The organism is Acinetobacter sp. UBA991, assembly GCF_002292065.1.
In the GTDB taxonomy this organism is placed as follows: Bacteria; Pseudomonadota; Gammaproteobacteria; order Pseudomonadales; family Moraxellaceae; genus Acinetobacter; species Acinetobacter higginsii.
The window spans coordinates 91,835-109,023 of the sequence record NZ_DBBF01000021.1 but is presented as its reverse complement, the minus strand read 5'-3'; the positions used below and the strand labels follow the sequence as shown (position 1 = coordinate 109,023).

General features: G+C 38.3%; 14 protein-coding genes. 6 read left to right on the top strand and 8 right to left on the bottom strand.

The genetic code is table 11. From position 1 onward, the window contains the following. Window positions 1–24: 24 nt before the first annotated feature. From B2727_RS08285 to B2727_RS08275, 3 genes are all read right to left on the bottom strand, one after another. The gene (locus tag B2727_RS08285) at window positions 25–1,488 is read right to left on the bottom strand and encodes a phospholipase D family protein (protein ID WP_096089478.1); all 1,464 of its coding nucleotides are present in this window, start codon (window positions 1,486–1,488) and stop codon (window positions 25–27) included. 106 nt (window positions 1,489–1,594) lie between these two features. Then, window positions 1,595–3,673: a zinc piracy TonB-dependent receptor ZnuD gene (znuD, locus tag B2727_RS08280; RefSeq protein WP_033133858.1), complete on the bottom strand. Its 2,079-nt coding sequence runs from the start codon at window positions 3,671–3,673 to the stop codon at window positions 1,595–1,597. Between the two features lie 224 nt (window positions 3,674–3,897). Next, the gene (locus tag B2727_RS08275) at window positions 3,898–5,154 is read right to left on the bottom strand and encodes an O-antigen ligase family protein (RefSeq protein WP_033133857.1); all 1,257 of its coding nucleotides are present in this window, start codon (window positions 5,152–5,154) and stop codon (window positions 3,898–3,900) included. 202 nt (window positions 5,155–5,356) lie between these two features. Between B2727_RS08275 and B2727_RS08270 the strand changes: the two genes are divergently transcribed. The 4 genes from B2727_RS08270 (at window position 5,357) to B2727_RS08255 (ending at window position 9,306) form a co-directional block, all read left to right on the top strand. Then, complete coding sequence (locus B2727_RS08270; RefSeq protein ID WP_033133856.1) at window positions 5,357–6,127, top strand: DUF4184 family protein; 771 nt, start codon at window positions 5,357–5,359, stop codon at window positions 6,125–6,127. Window positions 6,128–6,271: 144 nt separating this feature from the next. After that, window positions 6,272–8,053: an aspartate--tRNA ligase gene (gene aspS / locus B2727_RS08265; protein WP_005322405.1), complete on the top strand. Its 1,782-nt coding sequence runs from the start codon at window positions 6,272–6,274 to the stop codon at window positions 8,051–8,053. Between the two features lie 160 nt (window positions 8,054–8,213). Beyond that, on the top strand, window positions 8,214–8,435 hold the full coding sequence (locus tag B2727_RS08260; protein WP_004802750.1) for a hypothetical protein: 222 nt from the start codon (window positions 8,214–8,216) through the stop codon (window positions 8,433–8,435). A 4-nt stretch (window positions 8,436–8,439) separates the two neighbouring features. After that, a complete protein-coding gene (locus B2727_RS08255) occupies window positions 8,440–9,306 on the top strand; it encodes a lysophospholipid acyltransferase family protein (RefSeq protein ID WP_033133855.1) in 867 nt (288 codons plus the stop codon). 24 nt (window positions 9,307–9,330) lie between these two features. Here the strand turns inward: B2727_RS08255 and B2727_RS08250 are convergent, their stop codons facing one another. The 4 genes from B2727_RS08250 to B2727_RS08235 form a co-directional block, all read right to left on the bottom strand. Further along, on the bottom strand, window positions 9,331–10,137 hold the full coding sequence (locus B2727_RS08250; RefSeq protein WP_033133854.1) for a glycosyltransferase family 25 protein: 807 nt from the start codon (window positions 10,135–10,137) through the stop codon (window positions 9,331–9,333). A 136-nt stretch (window positions 10,138–10,273) separates the two neighbouring features. Beyond that, window positions 10,274–11,047 (bottom strand): glycosyltransferase family 25 protein, encoded by a 774-nt coding sequence (locus tag B2727_RS08245; protein WP_033133853.1) that lies wholly within the window; start codon window positions 11,045–11,047, stop codon window positions 10,274–10,276. Continuing rightward, window positions 11,044–11,856 (bottom strand): glycosyltransferase family 25 protein, encoded by an 813-nt coding sequence (locus B2727_RS08240; RefSeq protein ID WP_081406954.1) that lies wholly within the window; start codon window positions 11,854–11,856, stop codon window positions 11,044–11,046. The genes B2727_RS08245 and B2727_RS08240 overlap by 4 nt, the downstream gene beginning before the upstream one ends. A gap of 386 nt (window positions 11,857–12,242) precedes the next feature. Beyond that, complete coding sequence (locus B2727_RS08235; RefSeq protein ID WP_241345117.1) at window positions 12,243–14,066, bottom strand: HAD-IA family hydrolase; 1,824 nt, start codon at window positions 14,064–14,066, stop codon at window positions 12,243–12,245. Between the two features lie 259 nt (window positions 14,067–14,325). On the opposite strand from B2727_RS08235, the gene B2727_RS08230 reads away from it, so the two are divergent. Together B2727_RS08230 and B2727_RS08225 are read left to right on the top strand one after the other, a co-directional pair. Continuing rightward, window positions 14,326–15,228, top strand: coding sequence for a hypothetical protein (locus B2727_RS08230; RefSeq protein ID WP_004802739.1), 903 nt, complete (start codon window positions 14,326–14,328; stop codon window positions 15,226–15,228). A gap of 77 nt (window positions 15,229–15,305) precedes the next feature. Further along, window positions 15,306–16,202 carry an LPS biosynthesis protein gene (locus B2727_RS08225; protein ID WP_033133851.1) on the top strand — a complete coding sequence of 299 codons (897 nt, stop codon included), beginning with the start codon at window positions 15,306–15,308 and terminating at the stop codon, window positions 16,200–16,202. A gap of 18 nt (window positions 16,203–16,220) precedes the next feature. Here the strand turns inward: B2727_RS08225 and B2727_RS08220 are convergent, their stop codons facing one another. After that, window positions 16,221–17,132, bottom strand: coding sequence for a glycosyltransferase family 32 protein (locus tag B2727_RS08220; protein WP_033133850.1), 912 nt, complete (start codon window positions 17,130–17,132; stop codon window positions 16,221–16,223). Between the last annotated feature and the right edge of the window lie 57 nt (window positions 17,133–17,189).

The following is a 17,189-nucleotide window of genomic DNA, read 5'->3' as shown; positions in this document are numbered from 1 at the left end:
GCGTAGAACCCTCGTTATGCTGAATTAAAAAGTAGATAAGCCAGACCATTCCATAAAACGATAAATCCAGTATTTTACTTTTGACTCATCAGCATATTTTGCATAATCCACCGTGATTTGACGTGCATTGGCGTTGGTCCATGCTACATCAAAATACTGTCCCGCATCTTTAAACACAGGTGCTTGTGCTGCACCAATCACGCGCATGTCGGTTTCAAGATTATAATTTTTTAAATTACGTGCGGTTAAGTTAGCTGAACCGAGAATGATCTCTGCTTGCTGGGCATTTGATTTAAGCAGCATTTTGCTATGACATTGTTCGCCACGTGTATCACACCAGCGGATTGGAATACCGACAGCATTCAGTTCCGAAGCCACTTGACGATTGGGAATGCCATTTTTTTGACGACCAAACGCATCTTTATTCGGGTCAAGCATAATACGAATGTTGACACCACGTTGTTGCGCCTGCTTGAGTGCATCAATGATATTACGTTCTGATAAATAGAACATCGCCATATCCAAATGCTCTTTACTTTTAGCAGCCTGAATCATTTTCAGAACGGCTTCATAAATCGCTTTTTCAGTCAGCACTTGCACTTGTGGTAATGTTTTATCTTCGGCTAGCCCGCCCATAATCACAAATGGGCTCGAACCTTTAGACATATTGGCCACAGCTTGCTCGGTTTGTAACACATCAATCGCTGTTGGCCCATCCACCACCAAAGCCACATTGCTATGATGCGAACTACCATCATGCGGATTGGCCGAAGTTACTAAGCTTTTCCATCCGTCAACCGTATCAACCACTAAGGTTTTACGGTGATTGGCTTTGAAATTAAACAATTCCAGATAACTACGCAGAGTAATTTTATCATTGCCAAATGGGCTACTTAACCAGCCACCTTCAGGATTATTGCCCAAGTTCTGACAACAGATATACCAAAAACCTGACCACAATGGATTCGAAGCACGCAATGGCTTTAAATCAGTTTCGATGACATCCACACCTGCTTGGCGTAGTTGTAGATAATGCTTTGGCGTTAACCCACCATAAATCGAATTAATCGGATCGGTAATCACTACAACTTCAACATTTGGATGCAAACGACGCTTCACGATTAAGGCATCGGTGAGCTCTTGCATTAAAGGAAACTGTTTGACTGTCGACTTACCCACTTCCTGATTAAACAGGAACATATCCAGCACAATGGTACTCTGTGCCTGATCAATCAACTGAAACACTTCTTTGAAAATATGCTGATCTACTTGTTGCTGACCTTGCGCATCGATATAAGTCTGATCGGCTAAGAATTTCACATTGGCATGACGTAATTGCCCAGTAAAATCCAATCCCTTTGGGAGTGGTTTTACGGTGTGATAGATTGCCGAAGCAATGTATCCAATCGCAAAAATACACAATATGACTGCCATGTAACGTCGACCTGACCAGTTTAATTTTCGATGGATTCGTTGGAAGATACGCATATAAACAAAAAAAGCCCTAGCCTAATGGCTTAAGGCTAGAGCTTATGCTTTGATTTTTCAATGCTAATTTGGTGATCATTTAAAAAATCAAAAATTAAATTTTCACTTAGAAGTTAAAATTCACCCCAACCGTGAAATTACGTCCCACTTGTGGAATCGTTGATAAGAATGATGCATGTTGGTACACCTGATCATCGAGCAAATTATTGGCATTCAGATAAACACGATAATCTGTAGCCTTACTATATTTACCTGTGTAAGCCACACCTAAATTCAGCATGTTATAGCTTTGCGTATCAGTTTCATAAGCCGCAATCTTGTCTTGTTGGAACACATGATAGTATTCAGCTGAACCGCTAAAGCCATCGCCAAAGTCCGCATTTACTTTTGTTCCTAGACGACCTGCTGGGACACGTGGGGCATTTTCATTGTCGATCTTGCCGCGCACATAGTCACCAAATACACCGACTTTATACATATCCGAGATCTGATAACCCGCTTCTGCCTCTGCACCATAGAAACGTGCCTGATCTTGGGCGTATTGCACCAAGCGGAAATCTTTATAACGGTCTAAAGTTTGAGCGTAGATATAGTCATCAAACCAGTTGTGATAGACATGCACATGGTAATCAAACTTGTTATTGTCATAATGGAAACCGAGTTCCACATTATTGGATTTTTCTTTCTTCAATTGATCATTACCTAGTTCATAGGTATTGGTCACAAAATGTCCACCATTGGCATAGAGCTCTTGCGCTAAAGGTAAACGTTCTTGATGTGAAGTCACCAAAGAGAGTTTGTAGTTGGGCGCAAACTCCCAGTTGGCAGCGCCAGAAACAGAAAAGGCTGAACCGTCGAAATCTTTTTTGCTTGAGTCATCAATATCAATTTTTTGTTTTTCTGCGCGTGCTGCCAGCTCAACATGGACATCATTAAATTGTGCATGCTCTAAACCAAAGATGCTCCACTTCTTCGTGGTATTGGGTGCCAAGAATGCTTCTTCACCGGTGAGTTCCAGTTTTTGTTGACCATATTGGGTTCCAATTACCCCTTCCCATGGCCCAATTGGGTTATGTACCAATTCTAAACGGCCATCATAACCCTTATTTTTAAAGCGAGTCGCGATGGTGTCTTCTTCAATTTCATCGTGTTTATAATCAGTATAGCTGGCCTGAGCACGTAACTTTTTAAATCCTGCAAACGGATCATTCAATTCAGTACGGACATCATAACGCTCAGATTTTAGATCAATCCAAGGGCCTGCCTCATGTGCATGATCGTGGTCGTGATCGTCATGACCATGGTCATGATCATCGCCATCTTCGTGATCATGGTCGCCACAATGTAAATGAGGACGTCCTGAAAGATGAGCACTACAGCTCTCATATTCATGGCTATGTCCAGGTAGACCATACTTATCTTGGCGATTGCTATATGAAATTCCCGTAAAACCGCGATCATAAATCCAAGACAAACCGACATTCACCGTTTCACCTTTGGCAAAGGTATTACCGACACGACGCTCTTTCTCACCTTCGTGCACATAGTTCGGCGCGATATAGTCATTGGCTTCACGATTTAAGCCTTCAACTCGTAAGGCCACTTGATCACCCAAAGCAACTGTTACACCAGCCGTTGCCAGTTTTTCATCACTGCCAGTGTTGTAACGTAAGCCCACATTTCCCTCATAACCATTTTCAGGCATTTTGGTTGGAATCTTGCTATCCGTCACATTCACCAAACCACCCACTGTTCCTGCACCAAACAACAAAGTCGATGGTCCACGAATCACTTCAACCTGTTGCGCTAATGCAGGATCTACAGTCACTGCATGGTCAGGAGATAAAGTTGATACGTCAATATTTTCAGAGGAGTTTTGCAAAACTTTTACCCGTGGGCCATCTTGACCACGGATCACAGGACGGCTTGAACCCGCGCCAAATTGATTGGAATAGATCCCAGGTTCACTGCTCAATGCTTCACCAATGGTGACAGCGCCCTGTTGCAAGCGTTTTTGATCTACGACGGTATCGGCAACCGCAAAATCTTTCGATGTTTGCTCTAATGGATGTGCTTTTATTCGTATTGTCTCTAAGCTTGTCACTTGCTCATTTTCTGCTGCAAAAGTAGATACAGATACAACAGCTAAAATAGATAAGGTCAAAATATTCTGTGGAAATGACATATCGGGTCTCGAATCAGTCGATCGTTGTTTTTGTTATATTATAACATTTCATTTATTTTGCAATAAAAAACACTGCAACAATGAACATTTGCTACACTGCTTCTCCATGATTCAATGAAAGACCTCCAGCGTACGAGAAACGTTATCCCTCATATCAGTCTAATTTTTATATAAAAAAAACCGACATTATCTCTCGATATGCCGGTTGAATTCTGCTTAATTTATCAAAGCTTATTTTTGTCTTTCAATATGATAAAGCTCATTAAACTGGCCGTTATAAAAAAGAATATATAAGTGACATGGGGAAAGAATAAATAATATTCTGTTAATCCACTCAAGAGAAATGAAAATACAAATAAAAATCCAGCAAGTGCCAAATTCCTAACCAATTCATTTCTGCTAAAAAATTGAGAGAAGAAGAATATCAGTGGCGTAAGCAATGAAATAATAAGACCTACCAAACCAATCAAGCCATTAGCAGCCAGATCTTGAAAGAAAATATTATGCTTATGCTGAAAACAACTTGGTAAAATACCTTGCTCAGCTAGATGGCAATGCTCCTTTTCAACACCATAAACACCAACACCGATAACAGGTTGTTGTTGAAATAGTTCAATTGCATTGTGCCACATCACCAATCTAGAACCTGTACTGTTATTATAGCTATGGTTTTCGATATGAGTCTTATCTTTTTGAAACTCATCAAATCGATTAAATACAGGTGAATTTGGAATAACAGCATTAACAATCAAAAAGATTAAAAGCAGTGACCCACTAAAAAGTAGCTTTTTCTTCTGAGTTTTATAATAAAATAACGTTAAAAATAACAGTAAAAATGGTATAACCAACCATGTCCCTCTAGAACCATGTAGTATAAACACAAATAAAGTCAATAAACTTATAGTTGTTATCAGATATGAGGATCTCGATTTTAAATAAAATGAAAAAACAAAAACTAAAATACTTAAAGAAACAAACACAATATCATACGATATAATTGGATTATAAAAATCTGCCAGCAACCCACGGTGGAAATCGAGTTGAAACCCGACAATCCAACTATAGACCAGCAAGAAGCCAATAATAATATATAAGACAGCAAAAAAGTGTTTAGTTTTAAAACTAAAATAATGATAGATCGTTGGTAAAAAGCAGAAAGGAATTACCCACAGATACTGATTAACAATATTTTTATATGTTCTATGTGGGCCATCTTGTGGAATAACATCCAACCGATCAAAAAGATAATAACTTAAGCTAAAAGTAAAAAAACTAATCAGACAGAATAGCATCAAGGGCATATTCATGATTATTTTTTTATTTTTAATAAAAACATAGGCAAACATTAAAGTATAGATAATTGAAACATACCAAACTCTAAATTTTTCATTAAAAATATAATAAAAAAATAGAATCAATATCGTCAACGAGATAAGTTTTGCAACTTTATTCTCACCCAAAAAATTTAAATTACACCCCATTACAAAATTTAAACCTCATCAACATCTGCAAACTGATTAACCATCAAAATAGACCAAAATTCATTGCATTATTTAAGCAAAAACACACCTACAATACAACATTGTAAAAAACAAGTATGATCGGTCAGCCTATTTACAAATCTGATTATTTATTTACTATTCTTTCGCGTAAGATTTTATTATCTATAATGCTTTTTTTATTATGCCTTTCACTCTTTCTCATGCAGTACTTGCCCCTCCTTTATCCAAATTAAGCAAAGGCCATTTACCACTTGCAGCATTAGCAATTGGCTGTATGACACCAGATATCTATCGATTATTTACACAAGAAAATATCAACTTAACCCACCAATGGGCAGGTCTTTTATTTCCCAATCTTCCAATCGGATTGCTCTTCTGTCTACTGTGGTATCTGATCTATCGCCCTGTGATTTACCGCATTTTAGGTATTCATCATCCGCTAAAAGTCAGTTCCTTTGATCATGCCTTAACTTTTATCTTGATGAGTTGTATTGCCCTTAGCATAGGTATTGCTACACATTTAATTTGGGATGGACTTACTCATCTCGACTTTCGAACATTTGCATTCAAAGAAACGCTTGCCCAAAACATTTCACTTCTTGGCTTAAGTTATCCCCTGCATTTTGTCTTACAAATTGCCTCATCAGTGCTCACCCTACCTATCATTCTGGTCATGTCTTGGCATTATTACCTTAGGCATAAACATAACCATCCTGTTTCAACCAAAATAAAAACTTTTGCACTACTCAGCTTCAGTGTTTCAATCATCGTAGGACTAATCGCAGTCTTAGACTACAGCCAACAGATCAGCGCTGATCTATGGAATAGTGAACGCTATTTTTATATAGGCAAATCGATTAATGAATTTACACAGGCAAGCCTAAGCTGGTTTACCGTAGCCTGCCTATTGTTTTTATTTTTTGATTGGATCGCTCGTCTGAAATCAGTTTAAGTAGAAGTGTTGCTTTAAAATTCGCTTGAAAACATTAAGACTTGAGACTATACGTTCAACAAGGCATAATCTCCCCTTCATTGGTGGTGCGCTGTTTACGCATTCACCTTCTACAGCCAATATAGTTTGGATACATAATTCAATATGATGCGCACTCATTACTGTGGCTCTTTAACAGAAGCCCAAATCGATCAAACCGTTACTTTATGCGGATGGGTTCACCGTCGCCGTGACCATGGCGGTGTAATTTTCCTTGATATGCGTGACCGTGATGGTCTCGTACAGGTGGTGATCGATCCAGATACGCCTGAAGCATTCGCAACAGCAGATAAAGCACGTTCAGAATTTGTATTAAAAATTACAGGTCGTGTTCGTCGTCGCTATGAAGGTACTGAAAATGCCAACATGGTGAGTGGTCAGATTGAAGTTTTAGGTAAAGACATCGAAGTTCTTGCAGCTTCTGATACTCCGCCATTCCCATTGAATGACGAAAACACCAATATTTCAGAAGAAATTCGTTTGAAATACCGTTTCTTGGACATCCGTCGTCCTGAAATGTTAGAGCGCTTGCGTTTCCGTTCTAAAGTGACCAACTTGATCCGTAACTATTTTGAAGATCATGGTTTCTTAGACGTTGAAACCCCAATCTTGACACGTGCGACACCAGAAGGTGCACGCGACTATTTAGTGCCAAGTCGTGTTTCAAATGGTAGCTTCTACGCACTTCCACAATCACCACAATTGTTCAAACAGTTGTTGATGGTGGGTGGTATCGACCGTTATTACCAAATTGCGAAATGTTTCCGTGACGAAGATTTACGTGCGGATCGTCAGCCTGAATTCACCCAAATCGACGTTGAAACATCGTTCATGAGTGACGATGACATCATGGATTTAATGGAAGGCTTAACGGTTAAAATGTTCAATGAATTATTGAATGTAAAATTCGATAAGTTTGAACGTATGACTTATGCCGACGCAATGCGTGACTATGCATCTGACAAACCAGATATGCGTATTCCATTGAAATTGGTTGACGTTGCAGACTTAATGCAAGACGTAGAGTTCAAAGTCTTCGCTGGCCCTGCAAAAGACCCGAAAGGTCGTATCGTTGCTTTACGTGTTCCTGGTGCTGGTTCATTGCCACGTAGTGCAATCGACGAATACACCAAATTCGTAGGCATCTACGGTGCAAAAGGTTTGGCTTACATCAAAGTCAACGAACTTGAAAAAGGCATCGAAGGTCTTCAATCTCCAATCGTTAAATTCATCGAGCCAATCGTGCTGGATCTATTAAAACGTGTTGGCGCTGAAAATGGCGACATCGTGTTCTTTGGTGCGGATAAAGCTAAAGTTGTAAATGATGCGATGGGCGCACTTCGTGTGAAAATCGGTCATGACTTGAAACTGACAACGTGTGAGTGGGCACCACTTTGGGTTGTTGACTTCCCAATGTTCGAAGAAACGGATGATGGCAAATGGACTTCTGTTCACCACCCATTCACGCTACCAAAATCAAGTGTTGAAGACGTGAAGAGCAATCCAGGTGAAGCCCTTTCTGTTGCCTACGATATGGTACTGAACGGTACTGAAATCGGTGGTGGTTCACTTCGTATCTATACTTTAGAAATGCAAAAAGCAATTTTTGAAGCTTTAGGTATTGGTGAAGAAGAAGCAGAAGAGAAATTCAGCTTCTTATTGAATGCATTACGCTATGGTGCACCTCCGCACGGTGGTTTGGCATTTGGTCTTGACCGCTTGATCATGTTAATGACAGGTGCTTCTTCGATTCGTGATGTAATTGCATTCCCGAAAACCAAGACAGCTGAATGTCCATTGACTCAAGCACCAGCACCAGTTGAAGCAAATCAATTGCGCGACTTAGGTATTCGTTTACGCGAAAAGCCAAAAGCTGAAGAAAAATAAACCTTGAGTTTATGCTTCAACAAAAACCCTGCTTCATGCAGGGTTTTTTATATCCATACAATCCCTCTCCTTTTAGGAGAGGTTAGGTGAGGTAATTTATACTTTGCGAACAAGTCCGCTAGTGGCATAATAGGCTGCTTTTTATTGAGAGATCCGTCTTATGGCAATGCGTCCTGATGTACGTCGACATGCAATTGTACTTATTGTATTTTCACTTGCTCAATGGTTTTTCATGCGTTACATCTTGGCAAATGAACTCTTCAATATGGACACCAATCAACGCATTTTATACTTCTGTGTCAGTAGTTTGGCGGGTGCTCTACTGATTTTTGTCGCATTAATCTATATGGTCCTTAAAGGCAACGTAGATAAACAAGACTAAGATCATGTCGTTTTACACTACCCTACTTCGTATTCTCCCTTTAGCACTTTTACGTAGTATCGCAAAAGTGGCGGCATACTTTATCAATCAAAATCCGAATAAAAGTATGCTGTGGAAAACCAGAGTCAACTTAGGGCTAGCCTACCCTCAACTTAGTCTAGAACGAAAAGAACAGCTCGCGAGAGAAAGCGTCACCAAACAATGCCTCAGTTATATTGAATCTGGTAAATGTTGGGCAATGCCACCTGAATGGAGCATCCAACAGATTCATACGGTACATCATTTGGACGTATTAACCGATGCGCTCAGTGATCCAAGAGGCGCACTGATTATTACCCCGCATCTGGGCACATGGGAAATGATGAATGCATGGGTACATCAATATGGTATTCCAACCATCATGTACAAACCCATGAAAGATTCTGGCTTTAATGCTTTTGCCTTACATGCCCGTCAACGCCTCAATGCGACTTTGGTTCCTACTGACGCGTCTGGTGTAAAGGCCTTGTTTAAAAACCTAAAACAAGGTGGCTTCAGTGTCATCTTGCCCGATCATGTCCCAGACCCGTCTGGTGGTGTTGTGGTTCCTTTTTTTGGAGTTCCATGTCTCACCAGCACACTGGCCAGTAAAATGGCACAAAAAACCCAATGTCGCCTAGTCGGATTAAGCTGTTTCCGTCGTGAAGATGGTGAAGGTTTTGATGTGTATTGTGATGACCTGAATGATCCGCAACTGTATGATCGAGATATCGAAGTTGCCACAACCGCACTCAATCAAGCCGTTGAACAGATGATTAACCGCTTTCCTGCTGAATATATGTGGGGTTATAAACGGTTTAGAGGCGGAAAATCTGAATCTGCTTACAAATGAGTATGGGTTTCAAGCGTCTTAAAACTATTTAAACTTCACTGTACGATAAGCTGAAAGGTCCTTAAGTTTCAAAATTTGCAAAAACAATCTTAAAATCTCTTTTTTGATTTTGAAAAATACAGTCATTTGCTGCTTTTGTTGAAGTCTTGCTAGTTTTTCGGCCTGATGCCGAACCGCGCGATCTTCTTCGAGATGACTTCCAAAATTATGATATTTATCATTTAGATAAAAATCTTGAGCGCAAATTGCAGGCGTCATTTGGTAAGCTTTATACTTCCCCTTTTTAACATTCCGACCAAACAGAATATGATCTACAGGAACCAATTCTGGCATATTTGCAATCAGTTCAAGATAATGCTCAGCCGCTGCTTTTGATAAAATATAACCCGCCCCACCCAAATGCATCCCTTTAAGATGATATAAGCTTCTTCCATTTTTTGATAATTTTAAGAAAAAAGACAGATCAACTTTTTTATCAAAAGCTTCTAATTTGATAATGTGAACATCTTTGGGTATCCATGAAAAGTCATTGAAAAAGCACTGTATATTCTCACCTAAATACACATCATCTTCAAAAATTGCCATATAGTCTAAGTCGAGATCAACAATCTTTTTCCACAACATAATATGACTTAACAAGCATGCAACTTCACCTTTCGTTAAGCTTCCTCGCCGAGCCAAATCAATTCCTACACTTTTTGCTGCATCATCAGATGTAACTGGTGTAATTGCATCATAAAAGCGGAAATCAACTAAATATTTTTTAAACTCTGCATTTATATGTTGTCTTCTCTCAATTGCAGAATCCAAACTAATAACAAAAACACTCATTTAGAAAGCCATCATATTTGAGAAAAAACAGCAGAATTATACAATTAAAATATATGAAATAAACCTCAAAGGAATATTCATACTATTTCACAGTGCAAATCAACAAAGATAATCCATTAATAAACAATACCATAGTTTAATTTTTATTAGTCACTGTAAACTTTAATTTAGTTTTATAAGGAAATTCTTTCAATTGAGTCAAAAGACGCTTGAACTCACGAGATAACTTCTGTAATCCTCTGGACTTAATTTTTTGTTTATTACGCCATTGAAGTGTTGTTTTAAACTTTTGATTTTGTGGATTTAATAAATAGTCCTGCATACATAATGCTGGATTTAATTGATAGATACCAAGCTGACCTTCAGCAATATATTTTCGAAAAACAATTTGATCAACATGATCTAAAACAGGTTGTTCTTTCATATACTCAAGCAATGCCTTTGCTCCCTGATAAGAGAGAATATAGCCTGCTGCTCCAAGATGGGGGTTTTTCAAACGTCTTAAAATAAAATCTTTATGATCAAAGATTTGGGTTTTATTTAAATCTAAGATAACACTATCGTAAGATTTTTCGAGCTTCACAATATCAACCTTTAACCAGTCTGATTGTTTTAAGAGTAGCTCAGCATCATCTCCCAAATGGACATCATCTTCAAAAATTGCAATGGCTGACATTTCTTCATCAACAGCTTTTTGCCACAACGATACATGGCTTAATAAACAAGCCAATTCATTTCGGCTTAAATCACCTTGACGAAGCGTAAGGCCAATCTTTTCAGCTTGGAGATCGACCAGAGGAGGTTCGATGGCATCAAAGAAATGAAATGAAATTCCTTTTTCCCCAAACTGTTCTTCAATATGTATTCTACGATCAGCTGCGGACTGTAAACTGATGACAAAAGTTTTCACTTATATGTTACCCGACGAGCAAAAAATATAATTTTTAATTGGGTGCTAATACGAACCAATTCTAAAAAAATCTTCTGCAGACCATTGGCTTTATTGGCTCTCATCCTCTTTTTTCTTTCCGAGGTGAGCTGACTTTTAAGCTGAATATTGGTTGATCTATAATGCAATATGGTGTCTTGAATACACAGTGCGGGCTGCATTTGACACATTATAAACTTATGATCTTTAACAACATGCTCAAACATCAAGTTATCTAAGGGAATAATATAGTCAATCTTTTCAATTTCATTTAATAAAAATTTTGCGCCCTGCAATGACAGGATATAGCCCGCAGTTCCTAAGTTTTTTCCAATTAACCTATAGATTTCTCGCCCTTCTTGCGGGAATTCTTTACATTTAGCCCCCAATATCACTTTCGGCGTAAATGCTTCTAACTTAATGAGATGCCAGTCTGGTTCGATCCAGTCAGATTGATTTAAGAACCTGTTAGCCTTTTCCCCTAAATGAATATCATCTTCAAAAATTGCCATATAGGGAATATTGTCATCGACAATCTTCTTCCATAAATGTACATGGCTCATAAAACAGGCAAGTTCACCTTTGGCAATATAGTTTTCATGCACACTAAGATTCATGGCTTGTGCATCATATGCGGCCACATCAGGAGTTATTGCATCGAAAAAGCTGAACTCTATTCCCTGTCTCTCAAATTGAGATGAGATATGATTACGGCGCTCGATTGCGCTTGAGAGACTGACAACAAACTTTTTCATATGGGATAGGAGTAATTCAGACAAATTAGGCGACATACCTACAGGCGCTAAGAATACTTGTTTTTGATTATGATGTACATGATTTCAATCTTGCCTGACTGTTGCCTAAGCTAACAACATGTAAGTTATGGATAAGCATCAACATTTCAAAAATAGTTATTTTTTTCTTCTCACAGCGAACACAGACAAGATTACAAAACCCAAAATAGAACCACAATAAATCAAATAAAATCAAAGCTATAAATTAAATTTTAAAACACTAGTTTTTCCAGAATAAAAATAAAGACAACAAATTACTGACAAGAAGATAAATTTCCCCCGCAGCACCGACACTAAAAACAGGCCCAAACTATATGCTCTTATTCAAATTAAAAGATAAGAGCTGGCAATTCCACATAGGGCACGACCAGCGCCTTTTAAACTCAAGAATGATGTTTGTTATAATTTCCTAAGGTTAATTGCAGCGAAAACCGCTTAAACAATAACAATGTCCAGATAAAATATCTTGTCTTAAGATATGGCAGAACACCGATTTTAATGTGCTTAGCATGACTTTTCTTCACCTTTAATGGCTTAAAAACATGTAAAAGCAATGATTGTATAGGGGTTCTCCAAACTAACCCCTTCCATATATTTAAGGTTGTTTTAGGCTGTTTAAGGAAATCTGCCAACGAGGTCTTCATCGAAAATAGTGGTATAGCGCGATGATGTGAAACATCAACGGCTAACCGAACCTCTGTCATTTTTTCAACATCAACGCCACGTGGATAGTCACAAAAGATATTGGTCCACGCGACAAGATCTCCACCTTCTAGATAAAGATTGGTTTGACCAAAAATAGCTTTTATATCTGCAAAAAATGCTTCAGCTCCCTGAACAATTTCTGCATAGTTTTCCTTAATGAGACGCTCATCCTTACTTGGATTATCTTTATATATCGGCTGCCCCTTCATCGAAACGCCATAAATTGGAAACTCAGGTGAACTTAAAAGCAACTCAACAAATTTCCAGTTTTTAGTAAATACATTTGAGTCTAAAGTATTTAAATTATTGGGAATAAATGTATCGAATGCATATTTTTTAGTGCGATACGGCAATAACGTAGACCAATAAAAACCATTGATTGGACGCTGTAATACATCTTCTAACATTTTCTGAGAGGTCAAAGCAACGGTCTTACTATCAACTATTCCGACCTGTTCATCTTTGCCTATGATCATATCAATATAATGATGATAATCAGCGTACATTTGCTCAGCATGCTGTTCAAAATGATGTTTATGCTCTTGAATAAAATCGTGATAATGACTGGCTTTGTTAAAAGATCGCCCTTCTGTTAATGCAGCAATATCTGCATATTTATGCGCATAAAAATCGACAATCGCTTTAGCACTTTCAATATTCTGCTTCTCATAATCAAGTCGGTAAACCAGATTGAGTAGGCGTGGTGCATATACATAACTGGTTTTAATTCCACCAACATGAAATTGTTTGAAAGCCTTTTGCAGTAAATAGCCATCTCGAGCAACAAACAAAAGATGATCTAGCTTTTTTTCTAGTGCTGTAGTTTCAATCCATTTACTATAACCATAAGCCAGAGGTGCAGCATAGCCATAACCAATCTCTTGCCAATATGGACGCCTATTCTGTACCAATGACTGGTTCAACCACCGCATTGCTAGCATTGCGACCAAAATACTCTTGCCTAAATTGAGCGTGCCTTGTTCTGTAAATCGTCTTACCCGTTCATCAACAGCTAAGAACTGCTGTGCAACCTGTTTATATAAAATTGCTTGGACACCTAGTTTCGCAGGCGCTCTATAATCTCCTTTCTTATTATCACCGATATGAACAATATCTTGTGCGCTCACCTTTAAATCAGAAAAGACCTGCTCAAACAGTGTGCCTTTTTTCTTGGTTTTACCATAGCTGCTAGACACATATAAATGCTCAAAAGCATGAAATTCATTTTTAATCAGTAATTTCTGTAAACTCTCAAATGAGTGGTACATATCCGAAATTACAATAACTTTTTTATTTAATTCAAGAGCATAATCCCAAAGTATTTTCATTTCTGGGTTCGGCTGTAAAACCATAAATTCCCAGTTTAATTCAATTTCTTTGGCGCACTTAAACTCAGCCTCAATTTCATTATAAATATCGTCATAGCAGATCTCTTGTCGATCTGGATTTTTCTTTCTCGCTCTAAATTCAGCCTCTCTTCGAGCCAGAGCAAAACCTTCCAAGCATTGATCAATCTCGATATGTAAAAATAAATCTCGTGGAGATAAATACGGACGTAGCAATAAGGTATCAAAAATATCAAAAGAGACAATCTCTGCTTGGGCAATTTTCCTCTTTGCCTTTTCAATAAATGTATTTATTATCATTACATTGCCTCACATAATCACTTTACAATATAACCAGAAGTAGAGAAATATTTCAAAAAAAGCCCCTCTTTTTAGACTATAATTATGAATAAAGCCTTAAAAATGGAAGCTAGTCATGTCTAACTCCACAATTAAAATTTTTGTTGGTTGCGACCCCAATAACTGCGACTTAGAACAAATGATGGTTCTGGACTATAGTGTCCGCAAGCATACCAAACATCCTGTTGAAATTGTATGGATGCAGCTTAGCCACGATCAAAATAGTCCATGGTATACCAATCAGCAAACAGACGAAGGCTGGCATACAGAACATTGGGCGACCCCTTTTTCAGGTTTTAGATGGGCAATCCCAGAGTCATGCAATTTCGAAGGCCGTGCCATTTATATGGATGCGGATGTTGTGGTGTTATGTGATATTGCGGAGTTATGGGCACATCCTAAAAAAGATGAAGCAATCGTGATTGCCAAAGGCGGTAAAAACTCAGCCAGACTGTGTACGTGTGTTTGGGATTGTGAGAAAGCCAAAGCATACCTTCCTTCATTAAAGGATATTCAAGCGGATCCGCAAAGCCATAAAAAGCTGATGCAGCTGTTAAAAGATCAACCTAAGTTAGTTCAGCCCTATCAAGACTCCTATAATAATATTGATGGTGAAGGTCTGGCTGCTGATCAAATCAAAATCTTGCATTATTCAGATATGGGCACACAATTCAGCCATAAATACTCCTTACCTCGTTTAGAGGCTGAAGGGCAAAAACACTGGTTCGACGGTAAAATCATGCCGCATCCACGTGAAGACCTGACTGAACTGTTCGACCAATATTATCAAGAAGCCATTGCAGCGGGTTATCGCCCAGAGAACTATCGCATTGAGCCCTTTGGTGATTTTTCTAAAGCGACCCAAATTCATTATCGCGGCAACAAAGTAACTCGCCCAGAAGATAGAAATTGGTTTGCTCGTTCATTACATAGTCTAAAAACCAAATTGAAAAAGAAAAGCTTTTCTTTAGACGACTAATATCAATCGAAACTAGATGACCTAAACCAAGTTATCTAGTTTCATTCGTCTCAATGATTTTATAAATGAGTTTTTAAATGGTTCACTTCTTTTCAGATCGTATTTCTAGAAGTATTTATAAATTGGTTTATAAGCTTTTATTCCCTAAAGCAGCAAAACATAATCGTCGCTACTGGCCACTTTATAGCGTGGAGCGCGATTCACAGAATCGTATTGAGAAAATTTATTTTAAGAAAAAACTGGTGTCCAATAATCGCCTTCCAGCAAAAATTTCTCATAAAAAATGCATGTTGGTGGCGACAGGCCCTTCTATTCAACAACTAGATTCCAAAATTCTGCATCAAAGTGATCGAGATTATATCGGTGTAAATGGCGCTATCGCATTTGATTCAATTCCATTTTCTAGTTATGTCATTATTGACCATAACTTTGTGAACTGCCGTTTCGATCTGGTCCAAAAAGTCTTAAATAGCGATTGCACCTTTTACACCACACCACGTTGCCTAGACCTGATTTTAAGACACGTTCGGATTGAAGATATTCATTGTCAGATCAAAACCATTGAAACAATTACCGATGGTCAAGTCGAAACCTTTCTAGACCATGCTAGACACTTTGATCAAAATGAAACTGACTTCTTTATTCACAAAGGCATGGGTTTCTCACTCGATGTCTATAAAGGTACTTTTGACTATTTTACCGTGGCTTATGTTGCCCTTCAGATTCTCTTTACGCTGGGGTATAAAGAAATCTATATTGCGGGTTTAGACATGAATAATTTTTCTCAGCCACGTTTTTATGAAAGTATTGGCGGACAGCAACCAACAACCCTAAATCATCATGTCGATGATGTATTTCAAGCCTTTGATGTCGCTGCAACACTATTTAGAGAAAAAGAAATTAAAGTTTTTAACCTGTCTCAAAGCAGTGCTGTACAAACATTTGAGAAGATTGACCCGAGAACCTTGCTTTAAACACTGAAAGCTCTTGCTTTAAATATCGAGTAATGAACCTTCCAGATACATGCCTTTTTCATAATAATGACTCAGGGTTTTTCTTTCCTTTCCTGCAAGCTTGATCAACCTTGGCATTTGCTGAGGCGGGTAATTGATTGCCATATCGATCAGCACTTTTTCTTTCACCCATTGGTGCTTTACCTGAAAATACAGCGCATTTTGATCACAGTTAATTAAGCACATACTCGGCAAATGATGACGCATCACTTTCTGACAGGCCACATAGGCCACTAGATATTCCAGACGACCAATCTGTTGAAACATATCTTGATAATCAAGTTCTGTTTCTTTCAATTTTTGCAGATAGGCTTTAGGCGTCATTTCAATCGCTTTCGCCAGTTCATCAAACCATTCTTTAAAGAAAATATTTTTCTCTGCACTGGCCAATAACCAATTCTCTAAGACGGGAAAATCTTTAAGTGTTGTATTCTTGGCACGGTAATAGGCAAAGCTGTTGGTATGATTCTTCGCAATCAGTTCCTGAATCCAGTCTAAGCTTTCATAAACAAGGATGCTTGCATCCAACCAAATACCACCATATTGATAAATCAACTCAAAACGAAGCAAATCGGCCTTTTGTTGCGGCGTTGCCTTTGGGAAACGAGTAAAATCAATATCACAAAAGCTTTTCACTGTATCTGGCGTGAGAAAATGAACCTCATAATCCGGATTGGTCTTTTTAACCTGTTCAACACATTTTTCCACAAATCCAGCCAGTGGTCCTTCCCAATACATCCAGATTTTCTTTGGAATGAGTGCATCAGAAATAGTCGGATTAAGTACAATCAGATCTGCTTCATTGTCTATGGCATCATTAATCCCTCTCATTTTGTTCGAATACATCGTATAGAACTTTAAGAGATAGAATATTTTTTTAAATATTTTCATACAGATCACTCAGCCATATCTTCAAATCACCTCAGCTTTTTACTCAAGTGATTTGCC